This is a genomic window from Exiguobacterium sp. 8H (assembly GCF_902506255.1).
In the GTDB taxonomy this organism is placed as follows: domain Bacteria; phylum Bacillota; class Bacilli; order Exiguobacteriales; family Exiguobacteriaceae; genus Exiguobacterium; species Exiguobacterium profundum.
On the sequence record NZ_LR733429.1, the window covers coordinates 1,581,899 to 1,606,207 of the forward strand.

A 24,309-nucleotide genomic window follows, 5' to 3' on the forward strand; every position below is an offset into this window, starting at 1 on the left:
AATCACAAATTGAAGATTTTTAAGGTTTTTACAATTTCCACAAAAAACGATTCCCTCATTATGTAAAGGACGACATCACTTCGTGAGAGCGTCGTGACGTTTTGCCCTTTACACGTCACGACTTTCCTCACACGGCACATGAATGACATGCTTCCCCCCGTTTTCAATCCAATACGAGACGATGTACACCCCATCCCGCTCTTCGACCTTCGTATCGACGACACGCTTCCCGGTCCGGTCTAGTCGAATCAGAGTCAAAAAGCGAACTTCGCTACCATGTTCAATCGAAACGACTTGCTGGCGGGGAGTCCACTCCAAATCACGCATGGATACATGGCTCGGTTCAAGTGCCATATAAGCCTCTTCGCTTTTTAAAAGCTGAATGAATTGAATGGCTCGATTCGAGGCATCTTTAAATCGAACGTTGTGTTCTTCTGGTGTACCCGATACCAGGTCCAAACCGGGTGCCAGATGGAAGCGCTGGACAAAGAGGTCCGCTTCCGGCGCAACAATCCGATCAAACACGACAAGCGTTCGCGCCTTATCGTACACGACATGCCGAGTATGAATGGCCCCTTTTCCAATCAGACGGCTCACTCCGGTCGCCGTCATCTGTTTCCGCGCCTCTTTCACCTCTAGGATTCCGCTCTCTCCGATTCGCTCGATCGACAAGTCGAGCTCTTCTCCGAGTCGATGTACCGTATTGTGCGCCGCGACACGTAGTGCTTGCGCACGCTCAGGTCCGTCCACATAGCCATACCGACCGGTTTCGACGATGAAATCCCGCCCCAATCCATATAGTTCGAGACTCAAGTCGTCGGCATGTTTATGTGCACCCCCATGGTATCCCGCTGTCATCAGAATATAGGTGGCGTCACGAAACGGACGCTTTGCATGGTGCCAATATTCACGCATGACCGCATATTGAGAGCCTAGATTCGCCAGCAGTTCTTCTGGGCATTGTCCTTGTGTCCCTCCGCTCATGGCAAAGGCTAGTTCGGGAAACGTTTCAATCCGAGGAATTAAACGGCTTCCGCGAAGCTGTCCTCCCGTATCCCCCACGATCGGCAAGGTTTGGTTCGGTTTAATGAAATGCAAGAGGCGCTTTGGCATCCGGTCGATGCGTCCAATCCCTTCCGGCAACGTGAATCCATTTAAATCGGCCCAGTCTCTAAATCGACTTAGCGTATGGTACACGTAAACGTGATAGCCGGGCGAGTGCTCCAAATGGGTCCCGTCCTCCGAAAGGCAAATGTCGAGTTGCTTATTCAACCGCGCACGCGCAATCCTTCTCCAATCCGCACTGCGATCAAACTCCGGAAAACAGGAAGCAATCGCAAACAGTGCCATATCTTGAAAGAGCCCATGGTTATGGAGCGGACGATAAAAGGTAGGGGTCGCCAGTAATGTCGCATGTTCATATAACAGATGTAACAAGCGGCACGTCACACGGGCATCATGATGGATCGGTGCCTGGCGATACGCTTCAAAGAAACGGAGTATATGGAATACTCGAATCGCCGTACCGTGCGCATGGTATGCTACACGCCCCCGCGGACCGCCATGCAGCGGATGATGGCTCTGCCAGCTATCGATGATTTGGTGTGCATAGTGCAAGTATCTTTCCTCTTGCGTCACCTCATAGGCATGTGTCAGTTGATTGACCGTCGTCAAATAGTGGAGTTGGAAAAGGAACGAGTTGTTGTTCACAGGTGGTAACATTTTGTTCCAATCGAACGTCCGAACATCACGGACGGCCAATGTATGCGGAAGCGATGGGATATACCATCTTCCGTTCAACGTCTCTTCCGCAAAATGAACCGCCTGTTCATCACGGATTTGTTCATAATGATACGAAGCGAATGTGCGCTTTTGTTTCATATAGTCACGGACGAGCAGTCGCTCCATCTTGTCCGTCAGTTTGATTTTCGAGAGGGGTTCGGTCATAAGGAGCATCACGTCCGTCGCGCGGACGAGTGCTTCCCTTCCTTCTCTATGGACAATATAATATCGACCGTATGGACGGATGAGCCGCACCGTCTCGGTCGTCTCGAGCCGACTGTCTGGCACCATCCGTCTTCCCTTCCATTGATAGCACATCGTCCCTGCCGAGATGACGACGTCCCAACCATCGCTCGCTTTCCCCGAGAGCGAACCCCGAAGTTGAGCCACGATCTGTTTTGCATGTGAATGTTCCATTCGTTCCCTCACTTGTCAGTTGTTCTACTTGAAAATTCTACCTTAGCAAATGGTGGGATTCAACAACTACTCCCATCGTCCACGTAAAAAAGCCTGGCAGTCGCCAGGCTTCAATCATTTTGGAACGTCGAGAGTATGGGTCTCGCCGTTGGAAAGTGTATAGGTGAGTTCATACTGATTAGCTTGTTCCTTGACCGTCGTGTCGACAATCGAGGTGTTCGTCCGGTCGATCCGCATGAGTGTGATGTAACGAACGTCCGTACCGTATTCAATGGAGACGACTTGGTCGCGAAGCGTCCACTCCGCATCACGGACCGAGAGATGACTTGGTTGAACGGACATATATGACTCTTCGTCCGTCTCGAGCTGCATCAGTTGAATCGATCGACGGCGGCTGTCTCGGAACGTCACGTTCTGTGCCTCGGTCGTCCCTTTATATAGCTTCAGACCCTCTCCGAGGTGGAAGCGCTGGACGAACATGTCCGGCTTCGGTGAGGTGATGCGGTCGTAGACGACGAGCGTTTTCGCCTTGTCATAGACGAGGGTGCGGCGATGCGTAGCCCCTTTCCCAATCAACGCGCTCTCTCCGATGGCGAGGCTTGTCTCTCCACGGTCTTCGGTCTTCACGATACGGCTCCGACCGATCATGCCTTTGCTTAAATCCAAGTTTTCCCCGTATCGGTGGATGGTGTTATGGGCCTCGACTTTAAAGACTTCCTTCCGTTCAGGTCGTGACGAATAACCAAAGCGACCCGTCTCGATGATGAAGTCACGCGCCAGTCCATAGAAGTCGATGCTCAAGTCATCGGCATGCTTGTGGGCACTGCTATGATAACCTGCCGTCATCATCACTTGTGTCGCACCCGAAAACGCCTCAGGTGGACGCGACCAATATTCGCGCATGAAGCTGTATTGGTCCCCGATTTGCTTCGTCAACAGGGTCGGTGCCACGCCCTCTGCTCCTCCGCTCACTGCGAAACTGAGCTCCGGATATTCGTTCGTCTTTGGAATGATGTTCATCCCTTGAAGGTGCCCGGTCGTGTCACCGAAGATCGGGAGCGTCCGATTCGGCTTCAACATGTAGGTGAGCTGATCCGGCATCTTCTCGATATAGCCCGAGCGTGAAGGCAGAACGAACTGGTTAGCCTCGGCCCATTCGATAAAGCGCGACAACGTATGATACACATACACGTGATATCGAGGTGAGTGTTCAAGGTGGACCCCTTCCGGCGAGATGCTGTGGGCGATCTGCGCCTGGAGCCGCGTGCTGGCGGTCGATTGCCACGCCTTACTCCGGTCAAACTCAGGGAACGTCTGGGCGATGGCGGTGAGCGCAATGTCTTGGAAGATGCCGTGGTTATGTTTCGGTTTGTAGAAGTCGGACGAGGCCAAGATCTCCCCATGCTCATACAATGTTTTCAACATGAGCTCGGTGAAGGCAGGGTCCCGATAGAGTGACGTCTCTTTATACACATCCCAGAAATTCAACAAATGGAACACACGAATCGCCGTTCCTTGGTCATTGTATCCCCACTTGAGTCGTTTGTAGTTATAGGCCGGGTGTGCCTTCGTCCAACTTTTGATTAGTCGTTCGCCATATTTCAGATAGGCGAGGTCCCCCGTGTCATTGTACGCTTGCGTCAACTGATTGAGGACCGTCAAGTAGTGGAGCTGGAACGGGAACGAGTTGCTGTCCACGGCCGGGACGTCCTTATGCCAGTTGAACGTGTCGATGTTTGGGACCGACAGATTGTTCGGTTTCGTTGGGATATACCAATTGCCGGCGAGCGCCCGATCGGCGAACTGTTTCGCCTGTTCTGTCGATAGCCGGTCATACTCATACGGGATATGGGACTCGGTCTGCCCCATGTATGTATGGACGAGCGGACGGTTCGTTTTCGATTGGATGCGTGCTTTCGTCAACGAACGGGCCGGAACGACCTCCGCCTGGCTTTTCTTGATATAGATCCGTTTGCCGCCGGACATGGCAAGGTAATACCAACCGGACGGGCGCACGATGCGGTATTCTTTCGTCGTGTTCGTCTTCTGTAGCGGGACCAACTTCTTCCCCTTCATTTGGTGTAGCGTGGTCGACGGAGCGACGCGCACGTTGAAGTCCGAATTGGCCGAAGCCGTCGTCATCGGTGCGAACAGGAGCATCCCGCTCAACATCCCGATGGATAATCGTCTATACAAAGGTTTCATGATTTTCCTCACATTTCCGGTTTGATTTCACCCTGTAAATTATATCCATTAAATGAATACTAAACAACTAAAACTTGGATATCATTTACCTCTTGATCAAATCATCACCTGACATCCTCCTATAATGGTTGTTATAGAGAATCGATGCTTCCGATGGATAAGGGATACAGGTTGTGCCATACAGCATTTCCGTGCTGTGTCTGATTTGAGCTGACGAAACTTCAACGTTCGTGAGGTGCGAAATCTGCATAACAACCATTATGCTGTATCCACCTAGGAAACTTGAGACGCGCGCGGGAAAGCAGCCCTCCATGCCAGATGCTAACGAACAGATCAAAGAGTGGGAGCCGATGATCTTTTACGTCATCCGACAGCTCCATCTCCATCCGAACGAAGTCGACGATGCCGCCCAAACGGCACGAATCGCCCTATGGCGTGCCCTTCAAGACGGCAAGACGTTAGGGAAAACGTACTGTTTCATCCGTATCCGCGGGGCCATCCTGAACGAACGGGCCAAACAGGCGAAGACGCTCCAACACGAGGTCGCGAGCGAACGACTCCCAGAACAAGTCGACCAGCGCGAAGTACCCCTCTCGCTTTGGCTAGACGACAAGCGATCCACTTTACCAAATCGCCATTTCACCTTACTCTGCCATATGCTTCACGGGACCGAGGCATCGCTCGGGTACTCGCCGAGTCGACTACGCGCCTATAAGGCCGAACTGCAACGGATGCTCCGTGAGGACAACGAGTAAGAGGAGACAGGAAGATGACCTTACACATGAAAGATGCCGTCGCTCAGCACATCCACTATTTACGCATGACCGGAAAATCGGACAACACGGTCAGCCAGGCGACCTACAAATTTGCCCGATTCGAAGCCATCATGGGAGAAGGCAGAACGCTCGACGAATTAAAAACGAGGCAGGACGTCATGCCGTATATCGACACGCTCCGTTCCAAAGGATGTCAACCGGTGACCATCAACAACTACTTGAGCGCTCTTCGTGGCTTATACGATTGGGCCATCGCCGAGCATCTCGTCACCCATAACCCCTTTCATCAGTTACGGGTGAAAGTGACCGAGCGCCATTCAGCGGAGATCCCCTCCCCTAAGCAATTGTCCGCCGTCATCGATGCCATCGACGTCCCGTTGTATCGTACGTTTTTAACCGTTCAGCTCCATACGGGCATGCGGATCAACGAGGTCCGGCTGTTAAAACTCGATGCGATCGATTTGCAGGAGCGGTTACTCTATGTCCGAGAATCAAAGACGGGAAAGCCCCGGAGAATCCCGTTGAATGACAAGATTCACTCCGTCCTCTCCACCTATCTCGATGAGGAGAGACGTCCCGTCGACTCGCCCTATGTGTTCCCGTCTGCACGAGGCGCCTTGATTTGTAAGACGACCATCAATCGTCACCTGACGACGGCTGCCACAGAGGTGCTCGGTTATCCTGTCACGTCTCATACGCTCCGCCATGCATTTACGACGCACCTTTATGACAAAGGGGTCATGGAGACGACGTTATCTGAATTACTTGGCCACTCCGAGCCGAAGACGACACGTCGGTACATCCGCGTCCGCGAGAATCATCTTCGCGATGCGGTGGAACGGTTGACGTTGGATTAAAGACCATACGAAGAAGACCGACCTGTGAATTAGATCGGTCTTCTTTGTATGGGAAATCGGTTTCTGCTTGAACGGGACCAGACCACCTCTGATCGACGCGGAATCGTTCTTATCTGTTTACGATATACACTTTCAGTAAGTACACGATGATTCCGATCAATGCCGCGATAGCCAAATACACAATCGGCACCAATAATCCTGGCGCGGTCAGAGAGATCCCGTAAATGACGAGTGCCGTCACAAAAAATAGTAACAAAAACAAACTAACGTGCTTCATTCACATCTTCCCCTTTGGCATATGACATACAAGTCATTCGATTCACCTCACTTTATCATATTTTTCCAAATGAGGACTCGACATGCATCCGTCGTAATCCTTCATTAATTGTCGGGACAAAATCAAATTGAACCTACCTCCATTTAAAATAAAGATGATATAGAAAATTAAGGGAATAAACGCACCTCATGGTATACTTTGAAAAAGAAGTAAATCCAAATTTATTGAGGTGTATGCATGAAACGAATATTACTCGTCCTCGTCTTAGTAGGGGCTTGGGGCATGACCCCGACAGACTCCGTCCAAGCTGCGACGAACCCTTTCGATATCCGTTCCATCCCGAATGCGACCGTCTATGAAATGAAGAACGGTCGATTGACGAAAGTGGCAGCGTATTCGACAACGAAACGCTATACAGCCGTCAGTACGTCCGGCTGGTACTACATCGCACTAAGTAATACGAAAAAGATCTACATAAAGAAAAGTCAGGCCAAGCTCTTACTCGGTGACCCACTCACCGCTTCGAATTTGAAGTCGAGTGGAACGGCACGACTCGCGCATGAGTATATGAAACAGATGCCGCTTCACGCACCATATGAATATGAAAAATTGACACCTGCGCGCGCCGTCGACTACGCCAACCGTGCGATTCGTGGGGATTGGTCGATCCCGTCCAAACCATATCAATTGTCCGTCCCGAACGTCGATACGTTTAACTGGCACCGGGACATCCCGAGCTCGTCGAGCAATTCCTATCCGTTCCAAATTCATTATTTGACGGTGCTCAATCAATTGACCCAGGCGTATAACGAGACCGGCAATACTGCTTATTTGAAGTACGGGGGACGGGTCGTTAAAAGTTGGACGAAAGCCCATCCGATTGCGAACTACAAACAGTACCGTTGGCCGTATAACGACCACGGCACGTCGATTCGGACGTTCCATCTCTTGAATTTTTGGGATGCCTATAAATCTTCTTCGCTCTATAAAGATACGGCGTTCACGGGTCTGATGTTGCGGACGCTCCACGACCATGGCACGTTACTCGCAACGTCTAGCTTCTATAAAAATGATCACAATCATGGAATATTCCAAGACATGGCGCTCACCGCCATCGCGCAGACGTTCCCACAGTTCGACCGGAGCAGAACGTGGAAGACGCTCGCAGATAGCCGCCTCGATAAACAGATCCGCCACAGCATCACGTCGGACGCCGTCCACCTCGAGCATTCACCCGGCTATCAGTCCTATATGTATCACGTGCTCGACCGCTTCCTCATCTGGGCAGAAGCGAACCGTTTCTCACTCCCTTCGAGCATGACACGGGTCGAACAGATGCCGAAGCAACTGACGTATATGATCAAACCGAACGGGACACTCCCGATCTTTGGAGACACGTCCGGTGTCAGACGGAACACCTCGATCATTCCGCATATCGAGGATTTCCCCGAGCTCGTCTTCGCCCTCACCCAAGGGAAGGAAGGGACACGCCCACCGGTCACGGCGAAACGGATCAGCAACCAATACAGCTTCATGCGCGAATACTGGGCATCTCCACCTCGCGCGTTCAATCAGGCGACCCAGGTGATGATGACAGCCGGTTATCACAGCAGTGCCCACAAGCATGCCGATGACTTGAGCATCGACCTGTACGGCCTCGGCCGCGACTTCATCATCGAGACGGGTCGCTACGGCTATACGAATCGCCCCGAACGTCAGCGCGTCTTCGGTGTCGATGCCCATAATACCGTCCACCGTGACGGGGCGAATCTCGACCTCCGCTCCACGATGCGTGGGAAGAGCAACATCAAGACCGTACAAAATCTTGGTGCGACCCTTCTTACGATTGGGGAGAGCCAGCTCATCGGGAACGGGGCGACGCATCGACGGACGCTCGTCTACGACAGAGAACAGACACTCATCGTCTACGACCGGATCAGTTCACCCGCAACCACAAAGTTCGTGCAGCGGTTCCATCTCGCCGAAGGTCTGAAACTCCTTCAGAGTTCGATGGCGACTCAGAACGTCGTCTACGGTGATACGAACGGACGAACGATCCAGCTCATGCAGCTGAACCTTAAAAATTCATCGATGCGCAACAGCACGAGCTTCGTCGCCGTCGAGGATTACGAATGGAAGCCGCGTCCACAAGTCATCTCATATAATACCGGGAAAGACGTGCGCTACCTCACGCTCATCCGACTCGACCAGTCGAAGACGACGATTCGGTCGGCTAGTGTGAAAGTGTCCGGTTCGAGCTACATCGTGACTTATACGCTCTCGAATAAAGAGACGAGACAAATTCGCGTGCCAATTTAACGAGAACTATATTTTACAGTTTCAACACAAGTGTCTGAATCAAATAGACATACCGTCAACAGCGTGATAGATTGTTTGACGAAAAGAAAAATAGGAATGTATAGAGGAGATTACATCAGTTGCAGAAGCTCAGTTTTTTAGATGCCCTTCGCGGTTATGCCATCCTCGGGGTCGTGTTGACGCACTCGACACGGTCCCTTCAACAATTGCCTGATTGGTTATACCATATCGGGATACAAGGGTCGCGCGGCGTCCAACTCTTTTTTATCGTCAGCGCCTTCACGTTGTTCTATTCATTGGAGCGCTATACGGTATCGCGCCAGATTCCGCTTCAGGACTTCTACACGAAGCGCTTCTTCCGGATCGCACCGATGTTTTACGCCGCACTGCTCTTCTACTTGAGTTTTGATCTAATCAATCAATTCATCGGGGTTTCGACGGCTTATCCAGACGTGACACTTTCCCTCTTGGTCTCGACGTTGACGTTCACGAACGTCCTGCATCCCGAGTGGTTATTCAGTCTCGTGCCGGGCGGTTGGTCGATCTCGAACGAATTTTTATTTTATGCATGTGTGCCGTTCCTGTTCAAATGGATCAAGACAGCGCGTCAAGGGATTGTGTGGACAACGTCGACGCTCGTACTCAGCATCGTCCTGCACCTCCTGACCGAACAGCGTCAGCCATTCATGGACGTGAAGAGTTTCGCCTTTTATTGGTTCCCGAACCAGTTGCCAATCTTCTTGATGGGGGTCACATTGTATCTCGTGTGGCGCGACCAATCATGGTCCGTGCGAACGCACTATGCGATGACGTTCGGCTCAATTGCGTTACTGATCATACTCGGGATTACTCCGTATGATGTCTATAGCGCATTTCCGAAACATGCGCTGTTCGGTCTCGCCTTTTGTCTGTTAGCTCTCGGCTTATCCGGCATTCGGGGACGTATCCTCAATCATCCGGTGATGCAGTACATCGGGTATATCAGCTTCAGCCTGTACCTCGTCCACTTTTTCGTCCTCGATTGGGTCAATCATCTCTTCAACGAGACGTGGACCCAGCAATATAGCGTGACGACGGTATGGATGTTGACGTTCCTCGTGACGCTCGTCGTCTCTGGCGTGATTGCATCCGTCACGTATCAGGTTATCGAGCGACCAGGGATTCAGCTTGGACGTTCAATCATAAAGAAACGCCTTTCTCAGAAACAGAAGAACCAAGTCGCATGACAAAAGGAGCTCCAAAAAGAGCTCCTTTTGTAATGTATGTTTTAAAATGATTCCTGTAATTCCACAGTAAAGACACCTTCATCATTTTGTATGACAAACATTCACATCATTCTTCAAGCAACTGACTTTTAACTCCAATGGTAAGTAGTGAGGTGCCAAGCGCAACAATGGATAGAAAGTCAGTGTTCACCTGACTAAAACGTTCTTCTATCAAAGATGAATCCACGATGAGGAGCATAAACAAAAGTATCCCAACAAGAGACCAAAAAATAGTGATGAAACGACTGATCCATTTTTTATGGGATAAGTAGGTCGCCAGTAAATCTCCAATCACAATCATGATGGACAATATGGAGACAATAAAAATAATTTTAGAATCAATTACACCGTTGTCAGAGTTCACGTTGTTTGATGGTAGACTCCACCACCCCATTAAGAAGGTACCAAATGACACAATTAAAACAATCATCCCAACAATTGTTATGATATTTAATTTTCTATAAAAAACAAACAACTCCAACACTAAATAGATTACTAGAAACAACATACTGTAAGAAACGATAATTCCAAGTTTTATAGGAAACGCTGAAATCCAAAATAAGAAACCCCCGATTACCGCCAGAGCAATGAATCTATTTAATTCACTTTGAAAAAACTTAATCTTAATCTACCTCTTTCTGAATTTTCGATACACCGAAAGAGGACACCCCAATCTCGTACTGTGAAATGTCCCACATTCAATTCGATATCGAGTTTTTTTATATCACCTGTAATACAATTTGAGCTGCACCCAACACACCCAACCCAATCAAAATCCATCGATTCTGCTTGAATCGGGCTTCATTCTGCTTGGCAAGTGCCTCATTCTCTTCTCTCAGCTGGATGATCGCAGCTTCAGCAGTTGCGTTCACGTCATCGAGCAACTGTTTCCGCATCGCCGCTTCACTAGCTCCCCGTGCGGTCATCTCTTCTGCGATTGCCTCCTCCCAAGTAAGGCGTGACGCATTACTATCGGCAACGGCTTGGAGGAACTCTTGTTTCGTCGTTTCACGTAACTCATTCTGTCGCTGTTCTAATCGATGCATTGTTGCGTCCAGTTCACTGGCTCGCTGGGATAGTTCTTCCTGTCCAGTTTGAAAATGAAGTTGTTGCGCCTCGTTCGCCTCATGGAAAGTCTTCGCCTGTTTGGCAAAATCGTCTTTCATTTCATTTAGTGCGAGAAGCCAGCTATCATATACCTGTTCTAGCTTTTCGAAACGTACATCGACATATTCCATTGTCGCCTTTTGCTGTACTTGTAAATCATGCATCCGCCTCTCAGCATTGCTCATATGCTTTGCAACTAGCTGTTCGGTTAAGGAAACCGAAGATGCCGACGCACTTTTCAACTGCTCGATCTCTGTCGTGAAATGACCATAGAAGTCACGAAAATACGACCGCACCTGCTCGTCTAGCTGCTCGACCTGTTCAACCGAATTTGTACTATCTGAATGAACGACCTGCTTCAAATTTTGGATAGTCGAAGAAAGATAGAGTTGATCCTCTTCAAGTTTTGCTTTTAAATCATCTACTTCTTGTTGGATCATCAGGATGGTTTGTTTTAACTTCGTATCGAGATCGTTTAAGAATACCTCTTGATTCAATTGTCGCAGGGACGACAATGCTTGCTCATAAAGCGCGTCTTCCACTGTCGTGGCTTGTTTCGTTTCCATTCGGACACCCCAGTGCTTGTATAATTTCCTCGGCATCTTGTCCGAGCGTGTATAAATAAAGTCCAGCGCTGTAACGTTCTTCGGTATTGTCGGACGTTGCTTGTCGCAATAACGCTTGCTGACGTTTCACGAAGTGCTCAATGAAGAAACTTCGGTATTGTTGTGCGTGATTTATGTCTTCTTGCCAACGTTCTTTCGTCTTCTTCAATCGTTCATGTAGTTGGATCACGCTGTGCTCGGCTTCATTTAGTTCAGCCTTAAGCAAATCCATCTCATGCGTGAAACGAATAACCAAGCGCACTTGATCATTCGAAAACGTTTCGGATATATCCTGCAATTGATCGTAGATATGTTTCACTTCGTGATACACTAACTCACTCAGTCGCGTTGACTCTTCGAGGAGGTGTTTTTTCATCGAATTCATCTGCGTCTCATAGTTCTTTTGGGACAAATAACGGTCTACTTTCGAGCTATCCCATGAAAAAAATTGAATCTCCCCCGGATGTGACACGTGCAATCGAGATGAGTCAACTTGATCGAGTTCGAAATAAATTGTATCTAGTAATCGATTCATGGTTTGTACGCCTTTAGTCAATGACTGATCTAGTACTGTGATTGCTCGAGAGAACGCAGTATTCAACGCCATTTTTGATTTGGCATACTTTGCATGTATTAACTCCGTTTCAATCATGGCTTCCTGGATTTCACGATGATGAATCCGTTCGAACGCTTTTTTGAAGACATCAATCTTTTCAGCCAACTGTATTTCTTGGCTTCCAAAATCCTCAATCCGCTTTTTTCCCTCTTCCTCTAACTTCTGCATTCGTTCCTTCAATCGAACGAGTTCCCGTTCTGCCACATCTAAATCTTCTGTGATATGGCGAATCTCTTCATCGCTCTGACGCACCACTTCCGCATAGTAACCTGTCAAAAAACTAAAGGACACATGCCGATAATCAGTCTGTTCAATTCGCTCTCGTAACTCATTCAAAATCGACTGGGCCATCTCACGCGTGTCCGGCTCAAGCCGATGCATGCTCGCCCCAATCTCGACCGGATACACTGTCCCGGGCGTTCGACCGAGAATGTCGCCAATTTCACGATGATAGTAGGCACGGAGGTCTGTCTCGTTTGAAATCGATTTGTCCCGCAATCGTCGTTTGACCGATTCCGGAGAGTACGCACGAGTCAAGACGACATAAAAATTATCCGGATAGTCATACCAATGCTGCAAGTGCGTCATACCGATGTCCCGAAGGAACGTCAGGTCACCTGCACCATTGACGATGAGACAGATATGCGATCGAGGAATCCAATGATTGACACAACGTTCGACGTGACGAAGTTCTCGTTCCTCCGCTGACTCAATCCCAGGCAGGTCAAGTAATTCGATGGCAACGTCTGCTTGTTCAAAGTAAGACTTCGGCAAGGCGATGCGCACAGGAGCGAGTGAATCAATTCGTCCCGCCTCGACATCGACTCGAAGTGTGGATAATCGATCTTCTAAGATGTCTGTCGACTGAATCACTTCGGGTTCTTGATTCGGCAAGGTAAGCACATAGTCTTCTGTGGCAGATACACTGTAACTCGTCACAGTTACCGTCGCAGATTGACCAATCTCCCGTTTTCCTCGTAAAAATGACGAGATCTCGTCAATCGCCTCTTCTTTCACCCTAAGTAAGTTCAAGATGAGTGTCGTTTTACCGACCTGTGTCGGTCCATATACCGATAGGACGACTTTCTCTTGGTCCGGCGTCACACCTTCAGCATCATATAGTTGAAATCGGCTCATAAAATCATGCTTGGCGTCAAATGCCCACTCATACCGATTCTTTTCAAATTCAATAAATAGCTCCCGCATTGCGGAACGCCTCTTCCCGGAGTTTGCCACACTCATTCTTCAAGCGATTCACGCGTACTTCAACTTCTTCATACAAACCAGAATTCACATCGTCCTGCCGACGGGCATAGTAGGCATGCACTAATTTGTCACGCATCTCATCCATAACGTTATTGACGAGCGCAATCGTCGACTCGCGTTGATAATCAGCTGTCGCCTTTAGCACTTGTGTCGCATAGTCATGACGCTCGAACTTGAATTTTTCAATCTTTTCCGAACCTCGCTTAATGGCAAGTAGACCGACCACGCCACTGACACCAGCTGCCGCAACGCCTGTTGCCACTCCGGCTGCCACACCTAACGCCTCAAGAGCCCCTACAATAGCTCCAAAACTGTTGAAGTTCCCATCGAGTGCATCGACACCGAAAAAGATAGCCGTTCCGGTCACCATGCGGTTGGCATCAAGCACGAGTCCTGAATACTCTTGATGAAATCCTTCCATGTTTCCGATTTTAGCTTTGAGTGTCTCATATTCTTCGATCCCACCAACAACAAGGTCCGCATCCCCCTCTTTCCCTTTCGTCAAGATCAGATGCTGTACAATCGCTCCAGCAATCACTGGGAGTTGTTGGGTATGTTGTCCCCCAAGTGAGACATCAAGAACAGTCGGATCTAAATAACGATCCACTTCCGTCAATGTCTCACTAAACGCTTCCTGCATCGTGTCCGTGGCTGCGATTTCGAGTTCAGGCTGGTTCGGCGCGAGTTCATTTGGTTTCGGCTCCATAAAGCTGAGAGCCGGTTTTGGCACCGCCTGCTCAATTTGCTTCTTCTGAGACACATGCGGCTTATGGAGGCTAAGACGTTTCCTTGTCATTGTCTCAATCGACTCCATCATCAAAATGTCCAATACACGTGGATTTTCAGTCGTATAGACATGTTGGATGGATTCAAGCAACTCATGCCGCTCATTGAACGTCATATCTTTTTTGAAAGAAGCTCGTGCTTTGTCCCATAACGTATGATTTTCTTGTCTAATAGTTTCCGTCACTTCATCGATACAGCGTTTTACATGTACCTCTAAACGTACTTTTAACGTTTCGTCTAACTCTTGAATATATTTATCACGAGCCGCATCAAATAAACGTTGCATCGTCCGCAACTCGCGCTGATCATTCTTTCGGTCCGATTGTGCGATGAGCACATGCTCAAGTTTCATGAGTTCACGTGTTAACGTCTCACCAATCATCATGAGTTTCTCGTGATGAAGTTGGAGTGAGTCTTGAGTGAATTGGCTGTTCGATTTGAGCAATCGTTCCATTTCTTGAGGGACGTTATCGATGTCCGTATCGGCTAAAATGATTTGTGACTCGTCTGCCATACTGAACTTTTGGAACAGGGTTTGTGAAATCATCGTTCTTTTCTCTTCTGTCAATTCGCTCGCATGCGTGAGGACGAAGCCAGGTGCCTTGTCTTTATATGTCGAAGCGACTTTCTGTAGTAGCATCTCTTGATCCATCTGAGCGAGTCGAGCATGGTTCAAGACAAGAATCATTCCCGTCGAGCATTTGAGGAAAAGATCGAGGAACTTTTGTGAATCCGAGCGAGTGCTCCGTTCGAACCCCGGTAATAAAGCGAGCGTCAAATGACCGAGCACACGATTGTTCGGTAAAATGATCTCGAACCAAAGCATATCGCCGCTTGGATTTTGAATACCGGTATTGAGTTCTTCTTTCGTGATGGGTTCATCCTGCAATTCAAAGCTCCCCGAAGCTGTCTTGACAGTGCGGATCACTCGATAAGCAATCGTTGTCGCAGTCGCGTCAGACGAAAGAAGGACAGGACGTTTTTCTCCGACTCCGACTTCTGATAACAAGAGGTCATCCGGTAAATCGAGCGTCCGCTTGACAACGAGCGTTTTGCCAGCACTCTGCAAACCAGCGACACTGACGATATGACGGTTAGAGAATAGGTTTAAGACGTTTAAATCCTTATACACGCCTTCAATCGTCGTCGTGTCGAGGTTTAGTCGATTCGCTTTCGCGATCAACTCGTGCAGTTCATGCAGCATCGTCTGCATCGTGAATTCTTGTTTAAAATCAATCAGGTGGTCCATCTTATCGTCTCCTTATATTGAATCTCGAATAGTGTCGCTCTATCCAAACACTGATTCGATTCCATGTATAACTTCAAAAAGCGCGTCCTCAAAACCACTGAGAGACCCGCTCATCATGTACGTGCTTCTTTGCTCGATGTAGAAATTATTTTCGTTCAGACTCTTTACGAATCGTTCCGATTTTCTTATCGCTCCGCGTGTCTCTTCCATCTGGATTCCGAATCGTTCCCGGAGGAAGACCGTGCTTCTTCTCAAAAGTACCTACCGTACAATCACTTCTTGTTTTACGCGCCATTCTCTCACTCCTCATCCTTCATTACTCGTTTCATTTTAATACATAATCTAACAATCAAAGATGATATTTTTTCTTTTTATGGAAATGTTTCAAGACAAATCTAACTTCTTAATTACCTTTTACTGAGATGGCTACAAGTATGATTTTTTTATGCTAATTGATAGATAATAAAACAGAATGATAAGTGACCATTTATTAGTCCATTTCTGTATACTTTTTATGACTCCCGACAACACCAAAAAGCCATGTGCATTCGTCCCAAAACAAATACACATAGCTCTTGCGACTATTTTATATTGATTTTTCGAAATACTCCCGATACTCCTCATCCCACTACAAAGATATGTTATTTCAATTCATAACTTATTCGATAGGACTGATTGTAATATTCCGAATCGGCCAAACCGGACAATGGGAACGAGGCCAAGTAGTACTCGCCGGCAGGAATGACGAGGTCTAACGTTCCATAATAGCGTCCTTCATTCGAGAACTCTTCACTGTAACGAATCGCATCACCGTTCGCGTCAAATAGACCGAACGCCCAGTATTCACCTTGCCGGTTGTTCATCCATCCTCCAAACACGGATAGCGTCATTCGTTTGTCGGTCCGGAAGACGAATGTATCGACATCTTCTAAATCATAAACAGAACCAATTAAATCACCCGAGGCATAAGAGATCACATCTGCATCCGCAAACGCATCATTCAATTCCTGTTCTCGTGTGTCACCTTTGCCTGATACGACGGGTAACTCATATCCGGGTTCGGTCGGCAGTTGTACATTTGCAATCGTATCGCGTCCATATTTCAAATTGCCTAGCTCTTGAATTGGTACCGCATAGTTCATGTTTTGTGAGTCAGGAAGCCCCCACGTGACGACTCCGATGACCTGCCCGTACTCGTTAATGAGAGGACCGCCTGAATTCCCATGTGTCACACTGGCATTAAATTGAAGATATGGTTGACCACCAAAGAAGACCTCACGATTACTTAGAATCCCTTGTGTAATCGTATTATCGACACCTTTCGGACTTCCCAGTGCGTAGACAGTTGAGCCTGTACTTCCCGCTTTTGCCGTCGACAATATCGGAATAGATTGAAGGGAAGGAACGTCTAAGACTGCCAAATCTAGTGCGTCATCAAAGCGTTTTAGCTTAAGCGTCTCAACCTCGGTGCCGTTTGCGAATCGAATGCGAGCGTATCGATTCGCTTCACCTGAGACGACGTGGAAATTCGTGATGACCTCCCCTTTCTTCGTCACGAATCCACTCCCTGTCGAGGTAAGTCGATCGGAAGCATCGTACATCTCAATTGTCGCAACCGATGGATTGACTAACTTAAACGCTTCTTGTGCGTTTAGTTTTTTCGGTTTCACCGTCACACTAACGGTCGACTTCAACTTCGTCTTTTGGACAGTGACCGTGATTGTCACTTTCCCGACGGCCTTCGCTGTAATTTTCCCATTTTGCACAGTTGCTACTTTCGTGTTCGAAGATTTCCATACATACACCGGTTTTTTCACGCCACTCGCTTTCGCCTGTACCGTTTTCGATTGACCGACCTGTAACGCCACACTCTTCGGAGAAACCGTTAAACTTGCAGCGGCTGCCGTGGTAGGTAAGCATGTGCTCAATAACATGAATAGAATGGCAAAAAGAGAAAACTGTGTCACGAACCGTTTCAAATCTCTCGACCTCACTTTCATCTTTAGTCATTTCATATGAATCTTGTCTATCATCTTGATAGTATCAACTTAGTTCTTTTGTTGTAGTAAACATATGTTATTCAAGTCAATTAGAAATTTAAAATTGAAAAGGAATCGTTCGACATGAACTGACAATCATCAAAAAAAGTCATCCTTTTTAAAAAGAAAGATGACTCGAACCATTTTTTAAATACGTTTCGTTACCTTTACACCTTATTTCGGTACTTTTTCAAACAGACGGAACATGCGTAACTTTCCACCCGTGTCATAATACATCCAGACCGTATGTTTTTGTTTCGTGCGATATGCCGTAATTTTTCCCACAGAGCGTTTCTCCCACGATTTACTTCCGTTAATTGTTTCAAATGTCTTAGATTTCTTGGTCCATGTTTGAATCGGTTTCCCGAAAGCACGTTGTACGCCCCGTTCAGTAATGTTTGGGCGCTTGTAGTTCCAAAATGAGAAGACAATCTCATTCACACGCTTTGAACGGTTCGTCGCAGCATATATCCAACTTCCTTGGAACTTTCCTCGTGTCGCTACCTTTTTGTCTAACAAAAGTTTGCCAGCAGTTCCTCTTACTTTTGCATATAAATCTCCGATACGATAATCCGCGCCTTCAAACGTTCCGTTTTGATCGAGTGCTTTCTTCTGTTCTTTCAACCATTCAAGATCTGTTAGTTGAGGGGCCGGTACGACTTTTATATAAAGTGAGGCAGTGTGATCTTCATAGGTTGCATTCACTACAACTGGCCCTGATTGTTTCCCGACAAAAAGACCGTTCTCAATCGCTAACCGTTCCTTCGAAGTCGTCGTCCACGCCACCCCTTCCGTGATCGTCTCTTTCTTACCGTCCGCTCGAATTACAATCAGACTCGGTCGGACCTTCGTGTCGGATTCGATTATTTTCAACTCTGGATTGACTGCAATGGAACGAATGCGTTGGTTGAGTGAAGACGTAGCATAGAGTTCGATGCGTTCCCCAATCGAAACAAACCGCGTTGAATCTGGTGTGAAGACGACACGCCCCGGTTGAATCGATGAATAGACTCGCTTGCCCGTCTTAAAGTCATAGAGAGATGTTTCGTTCGAGAAAAACGTTCCGGACGAACTGACCATGATTTCTCCATGGACTCCGATTTCTCGTAAAGTCCCTCTCTCTGTGCTCGGGTTATATTCATATAAACTGCCATCCGCTCTTATCATCACAACAATATTGTCTTCCGTCACATCGAACGATTCGATCGATTCTTCCATGTCGAACGAGGAGGTCATTTTCCCTTCATGAGTGTATAACGACATCATCCTCTTCTCCCCTACAGCGATGAGTTGTTTTGACACACGAAGCGTCTGAGACGATGGGGCAGAGCGCCCATCTCGAACAATAAAGGTTTGCTTTTTCACTTGATCGGTAGCGACATCATACCAAACGAGACCTGATGACTCCGTTAAGATGACGACGACCGAGGATTTCGGCAAAAAGCGGGCTTGTACGGTCTCATCTTTAAAGGATATCATCATGTGTTCCCATTTCGCTTCATCTAACGTATGATGTTCAATTCCCTCGCTATCGTATGTCACGAGTCCAGATGATTGTTTAGTAATGACCCACTGTTCATCATCACTAACATCTAACACATCAGTAGCTTGTCCTTTTACATCAAGATTTAGGGTCCCGTCCGACAAACGATATGCCCGATATCCCTCTTTCCCACCAATATACATTTGCTCGTTTCCTACGATATAGTTCGTTGGGCGACTCACGTCGATCGAACTTACCGGTTCGATGACGAGGGCTGCCTTTGCTGTTGAAAACGAGAAGAGACTAAACAAGACTATCAGTCCAGTTATGCGTAACCATCGTTTCATATTCCCCACATCCATTCTTTTGGTTTACGTTTTTACCATCTTTCAATTACCCAGCTCATGAATTTGAGAACAAATCATTCTTCTTTCAAAAAAGAGGATCCGACATGATGCCGAACCCTCTCTTCATCTACACTCGTTCACAATTCACTTTACCTATTGATGCATCAAGTAATTCGACACACATGTACTCATTTCGATACCTTCACCGACTTCACAGATGTCCCATACTTATTTTTGCTCGAGATCTTGATGCTCGTCCCAGCCTTTTGCTTGCTGATGGAGAATGAATAGTTCCCTTTCGCATCGGCTGTACGCTTATAGGACTTCTTACCAATCGTCATCGTGACGGTGGCACCCTTCTCAGTCTTGCCACTTACTTTTGTGGAACGGGCTGTTACAGAGTTTACTGTCACAACCGGAAGAAAATGACTTGATGTGACTTTTAGCAAGTACTTCCCCGTTTCACTCTGCCACGGACCATCACTAATAGAGAGATAGTACGTACCGCGTGTGAGCGTCACGGATTTTTTAGCTCGTCCCGGTGCCTTTGTAGAACCATAGACATAGTCCTCAATCACTTTAATATTATCTACATCGTAAAGCGTAAGAATCGCTTTTTCATCTACATAAGATGTCAAATCAATTCCGACTTTGCTGGTCTTTGGAATCACAATTTTATACACATCGACGGAGTCGTTCCATGACAAAAATCCGGTACGCGATTGATAAAACGGGAATAATTTTGCTTCAACCGATCCGTTGTTTGGTTCGGCCTCTTGATTCAATGCAGGAACGAACGTTGATTTGAGTTGGTACATCCCTGTATCCGTACTGTAGGGTCCACCATCTTGAATGGAGATATGATAAGTACCCGCCTCTAAATCAATATAACGAACAAACTTGCCTGGATTTTTCTTCGATCCCGAAATCGATTCGTAGAATGCTTGCTGATTCATGTCATCCGTGAGGGACACGCGTAACGTGTCATCTACATATGTCGATAAATTGAGATGTAATCGTCCTGCTTTCGTCAGTTTGACTTCATAGACGTCCACCTCGTCTTGTACGGAAAGGAATCCTTTCGTTGTCTGTCCGAATTTCAACGGTTGTGCTTCAGCGGTTCCATTGTTCGGTTCGATGTCATCTGTTTTGACTGATGTGAACGAAGTCTTGATGGTGAATTTCCCTTGATTTGTCCGATAAGAATCATCGTATACGATAAATTGATACTCACCTGCCTCAAGATCCCAAGACATTACTTTCCTTCCTGGTGAAGAAGCACTTCCACTAATCCATGTATTATAGATGGGGTTGTTCATCCCATCTTGGAATACGATGTTCACTGTATCGTCTACCATTGTTGTAAAATCAATTGTCACGTTGCCCGTTTCTGTTACCTGCAACATGTAAGTTTGTCTATTCTGTTCGGCTGTCAGTTCTCCATGTACCACACCATTAAACGGTAAAGTACGTTCTTCTGCCGTAACCATCTGAGGTCCTAATGCCACTAGTAAGAAAACCCCTGCCACAATCGTCAACCAGCGTTTCAAATATGAGATCATTTCTTTTTCTCCTTTTAATATCATAGATGTCATGAGTCCATCCATCCCATTCTAAAATTGACTACGCCTTATTGTAGCCAGTCCTCATATCTTAGTGCGCATCGTTTTAAACGATATGGAAAACCGTTTTTTAAATTTGTTTTATTATCGTTCGACAAGATTCGTCACGTTTCCAATATTGCGTATCCTGAACGGAAAGTGATTTCGAGCTACAGCATATTGAATAGAAATTATTCCTCGTCCCAGGCTGATGACGAGGAAATCCTTTCCGATCGAGTCCATCCAAAATTTCTTTCACGAGCGTCTAGTCGTCATTCGACCAATCAATAGTTTGACCTTTATAGCAACTATTCTCTTCATTGAGGGGGTGACGATGCCGACACACTTTTCAGATTGATTCGGTTTCATTTTTTTGATCCTTCAGACATAAAAATACACCCTAAGCCATGATGGTTAGGGTGTATCAAAAATACTACACAGTTGAAAATATAATTATAAAGGGATACGCATATTAGCGTATCCCAAAATTCCCTAAAGAGAGGATAAGAATTATTGTGCTACAGTTACTGTTCCAACTGAAAGTACGTTATCGTTAGCATCCATGATATCAAGTCCGTCAACCGACTTGATTGAAAGACCTTTAGCAAGATCTTCAGCTTTAAGTGCTGTACCACCGATAGTTAAAGTCAATGTGTTTTTAGCAGCTGCTTGTAACACATCTTCTGTATCAAGAGTTGTTGCAGTCACTTTAACTCCGCCAACGTAGAGTTCGAAGTCATCTCCAGCTAGATCAGCAGCGTTGTATACAGTTTCACTGAAGTTCAATGTGATAACGCCTGGTGCAGTAAGCTTAGCAGACGAAACTGTAGGAGCAACATTTTCCACAAGCGATTCTTGTGTTGTTACAGCATCCATGACCAAGCCGTTTTTAGCTTGAACACCGCTGATTGTTACGTTACGAAGACCTGTGAATACGTTAGATCCAGCTTTAAGAGTCAATGTAACATCTTGTTTACCAGCAGCAACTGGGCTGAGAACAGCTTTTTCGACTACTGCGCCATCAAACTTGTAGTTAGCAACATTTGTAGCTGAAGCTCCATCAAGTTCTTGGTTGAAGCGAACTGTGATTGTCTTATCAGAGTTCACTTCAATACCGTTAGTGCTGAACGAAGTATCAAGTGAAGCTTTAGTGTTTGAAGGTGCTGTTGCATCTTCAGAGCGAACTACGTTAGCTTTGAATGTGCTTGGACCAGCGTTTCCACTCAAGTCACTAACAAGCGCAACTGGAGTTGCAGTGCTGTTTCCAGCAATATCCAACGAGTATGATGCACCTTTAGTTGAGTTAACCCCAAGTAAGTCAGCAAGTGTTACGCGATAAGATTTCTTATCTGTCGACACTTGAACAAACTTAGCAACTGGAACTGAAACAGGAGTGATGTTTGAAGTTACAAAGTTAGAAACTTTAGTTCCAGTAACTTCGAGAGTTGTAAGAGCAGCAGCAGTTTCAACGATTTCGTCGAATGACACTTCAAGGTATTCTACGCCGTCGATCTTCACAACTTTTGTAGAAGCAACTTTTGGTGCAACAGTATCAACATCAAAGTTGAGGACTTTAGAGTAAGCAGCTCCAGCTTCTCCACTCAAGTCAGTGTACCCAGCTGATACAGAAACAGCTTTCAATCCTGTGTTAGGAGTGTCTGAAGTGATTGTGTATTTTGTTTTATCTGAAGCGTCTTGTTTGAACGTGAGCGCTCCATCGAATCCTGTGATTGCAGGGTTTGCTTGCAACTCTTCAGTGAACTTAACTTCGATTGTTTTGTTGTTGACTGCTACCAATGAAGTTACAGCAGGAGCAACACCATCTTTGTCACCTTTAACAAATGATGCAGTTGCAGGGTTTGGAGAAATGATGTTCAACGCTTGGTCTTGTGCTCCGACAAACGTCACAATCACTTGTTTACCTGCAGCAACTTCAGAACCTACAGTGAAAGTAACTTCTTGCGCTCCAGCTGTGAAGTCATTTTGAACTCCAGTTGCAGTTGCAGTTACAGAAGTACCGTCAGCAAGCTTGTAAGATACTGATCCGAGGTTGTTCATTGGTTCAGAGAATTTAACTGTGAATGTGCTAGCAGTCTTTTTGACTGTAGATACAACCATTGGCGCCGTAGTATCAGCTGCAAATTCAACAACTTTGTTGTATTTAGCGAACGCTTTAGCTTCTTTAGTTTTGATTCCGTCAACAACAACATCATAACGTTTTGAAAGTGCGTTAGCAGATGTAATTGTTAAAGTTTGTCCGTCTGCACTTAACTTACCAGTCAACGCGCCAGAAGTAATACCGTCGATTGATGTTAATGCAACAGTCGCACCTGCATTAAATGCACCGCTAACACCATTAGCAAACAATGTAGCAGGATCTACTGCTTTGTTGAATGCAACTTCAACTTGAGTAGCGTTAATTGCTTTAACGTCTTTAACCATTGCAGCTTCGATTGTGAAGTCTACAACTGCAGATTTCACTTCACCAGAAACGAGTTGGAATGAGTGAGTTCCAGCAGGAAGTTTCTGAGAAACAGTCAACTTGCCATCTTTGACAGTTGCGTCTGCTTTGATTGGTGTAGCTGACATGTCTTTACCTGGGTAAACAACGAGTTCAACTTTTTCACCGTCTTTGAGATTCTTCACGTCAGCTGTGACTGAGAGAACTTCAGCTGCTTGATCTACTGAAGAAGAAACGTTTGAGATTTCAACTTCTGATTTCACAACTTTGTATTTAACTGTTTTAGTTACAACGCCGAATGCTTTGTTAGAGTAAGTGAATGTTCCTTCGAACTCTCCAGCTTTCTCAGTTGAGAAACCAGCGTATGTGACAACTTTGTTGTATTTCACGCCGTCTGCGAAGAGAACTGGCTGAATACGAAGACCTGATGCAGGAACGCCTTCTTCGAGGACGATTTCTTCAGGTTGGATATCTTGTGCGTGATTCAAGACGCGAAGTTTTTTCTCAACGCGGATGCCTTGGCCTTTTACAAAACCTTTAGCAGTTTGGAACACGCCAAGTTTGTTCATGTCGACTGACGATTTGTACCAGTAGATCTCGCTACCTTTGTACTCTTTGTCAAGTGCCGCGTCGAGGTCCCCGCCGCGTACGTAGTCCGATGAAAGTTGGACTGTTGTTGATGCTGCGTCTGCTGTGATTGCAGGCGCTACTGCTGATGCTGCTACTGCGAACGCTGCCGCTGCAGTAACGAATTGTTTCTTCTTAGCCATCTGATGTAAATCCTCCCTTAGGTAGATAGGTTTTTCTACCGTCCTCGCCCAACCGATCTCGTTCGGAGTCATGTATCCATA

At 46.7% G+C, this 24,309-nt stretch carries 16 protein-coding genes; 4 read left to right on the forward strand and 12 right to left on the reverse strand.

Annotated features, from left to right (window positions below; all coding sequences use genetic code 11):
• Positions 1 to 108: 108 nt before the first annotated feature.
• Both GVY43_RS08105 and GVY43_RS08110 read right to left on the reverse strand, forming a co-directional pair.
• A complete protein-coding gene (locus GVY43_RS08105; RefSeq protein WP_159562823.1) occupies positions 109 to 2,199 on the reverse strand; it encodes an alginate lyase family protein in 2,091 nt (696 codons plus the stop codon).
• 114 nt (positions 2,200 to 2,313) lie between these two features.
• The gene (locus GVY43_RS08110; RefSeq protein WP_159562824.1) at positions 2,314 to 4,404 is read right to left on the reverse strand and encodes a heparinase II/III family protein; all 2,091 of its coding nucleotides are present in this window, start codon (positions 4,402 to 4,404) and stop codon (positions 2,314 to 2,316) included.
• A gap of 311 nt (positions 4,405 to 4,715) precedes the next feature.
• On the opposite strand from GVY43_RS08110, the gene GVY43_RS08115 reads away from it, so the two are divergent.
• Together GVY43_RS08115 and GVY43_RS08120 are read left to right on the forward strand one after the other, a co-directional pair.
• Positions 4,716 to 5,159 (forward strand): sigma factor, encoded by a 444-nt coding sequence (locus GVY43_RS08115; RefSeq protein WP_159562825.1) that lies wholly within the window; start codon positions 4,716 to 4,718, stop codon positions 5,157 to 5,159.
• A gap of 14 nt (positions 5,160 to 5,173) precedes the next feature.
• Positions 5,174 to 6,037: a tyrosine-type recombinase/integrase gene (locus GVY43_RS08120; RefSeq protein ID WP_159562826.1), complete on the forward strand. Its 864-nt coding sequence runs from the start codon at positions 5,174 to 5,176 to the stop codon at positions 6,035 to 6,037.
• A 109-nt stretch (positions 6,038 to 6,146) separates the two neighbouring features.
• On the opposite strand, the gene GVY43_RS08125 is transcribed toward GVY43_RS08120, so the two are convergent.
• On the reverse strand, positions 6,147 to 6,314 hold the full coding sequence (locus tag GVY43_RS08125; protein ID WP_159562827.1) for a hypothetical protein: 168 nt from the start codon (positions 6,312 to 6,314) through the stop codon (positions 6,147 to 6,149).
• Positions 6,315 to 6,551: 237 nt separating this feature from the next.
• Between GVY43_RS08125 and GVY43_RS08130 the strand changes: the two genes are divergently transcribed.
• A complete protein-coding gene (locus GVY43_RS08130) occupies positions 6,552 to 8,633 on the forward strand; it encodes a heparinase II/III family protein (protein WP_159562828.1) in 2,082 nt (693 codons plus the stop codon).
• A 119-nt stretch (positions 8,634 to 8,752) separates the two neighbouring features.
• Positions 8,753 to 9,859, forward strand: coding sequence for an acyltransferase (locus tag GVY43_RS08135; protein WP_074036024.1), 1,107 nt, complete (start codon positions 8,753 to 8,755; stop codon positions 9,857 to 9,859).
• Positions 9,860 to 9,965: 106 nt separating this feature from the next.
• On the opposite strand, the gene GVY43_RS08140 is transcribed toward GVY43_RS08135, so the two are convergent.
• From GVY43_RS08140 to GVY43_RS08175, 9 genes are all read right to left on the reverse strand, one after another.
• Complete coding sequence (locus GVY43_RS08140; protein ID WP_159562829.1) at positions 9,966 to 10,313, reverse strand: hypothetical protein; 348 nt, start codon at positions 10,311 to 10,313, stop codon at positions 9,966 to 9,968.
• 304 nt (positions 10,314 to 10,617) lie between these two features.
• Positions 10,618 to 11,571, reverse strand: coding sequence for a hypothetical protein (locus GVY43_RS08145; protein WP_159562830.1), 954 nt, complete (start codon positions 11,569 to 11,571; stop codon positions 10,618 to 10,620).
• Complete coding sequence (locus GVY43_RS08150; protein WP_159562831.1) at positions 11,528 to 13,432, reverse strand: hypothetical protein; 1,905 nt, start codon at positions 13,430 to 13,432, stop codon at positions 11,528 to 11,530. Before GVY43_RS08150 ends, GVY43_RS08145 begins: the two co-directional genes overlap by 44 nt.
• Positions 13,413 to 15,527, reverse strand: coding sequence for a hypothetical protein (locus GVY43_RS08155; RefSeq protein WP_159562832.1), 2,115 nt, complete (start codon positions 15,525 to 15,527; stop codon positions 13,413 to 13,415). Before GVY43_RS08155 ends, GVY43_RS08150 begins: the two co-directional genes overlap by 20 nt.
• A 145-nt stretch (positions 15,528 to 15,672) precedes the next feature.
• Complete coding sequence (locus GVY43_RS15960) at positions 15,673 to 15,822, reverse strand: hypothetical protein (protein WP_167365507.1); 150 nt, start codon at positions 15,820 to 15,822, stop codon at positions 15,673 to 15,675.
• Positions 15,823 to 16,168: 346 nt separating this feature from the next.
• A complete protein-coding gene (locus tag GVY43_RS08160; protein ID WP_159562833.1) occupies positions 16,169 to 17,506 on the reverse strand; it encodes a trypsin-like peptidase domain-containing protein in 1,338 nt (445 codons plus the stop codon).
• 234 nt (positions 17,507 to 17,740) lie between these two features.
• The gene (locus GVY43_RS08165) at positions 17,741 to 19,396 is read right to left on the reverse strand and encodes a hypothetical protein (protein ID WP_159562834.1); all 1,656 of its coding nucleotides are present in this window, start codon (positions 19,394 to 19,396) and stop codon (positions 17,741 to 17,743) included.
• Between the two features lie 188 nt (positions 19,397 to 19,584).
• Positions 19,585 to 20,958 carry an Ig-like domain-containing protein gene (locus GVY43_RS08170; protein ID WP_159562835.1) on the reverse strand — a complete coding sequence of 458 codons (1,374 nt, stop codon included), beginning with the start codon at positions 20,956 to 20,958 and terminating at the stop codon, positions 19,585 to 19,587.
• A 549-nt stretch (positions 20,959 to 21,507) separates the two neighbouring features.
• The gene (locus GVY43_RS08175) at positions 21,508 to 24,228 is read right to left on the reverse strand and encodes a hypothetical protein (protein WP_236548942.1); all 2,721 of its coding nucleotides are present in this window, start codon (positions 24,226 to 24,228) and stop codon (positions 21,508 to 21,510) included.
• Between the last annotated feature and the right edge of the window lie 81 nt (positions 24,229 to 24,309).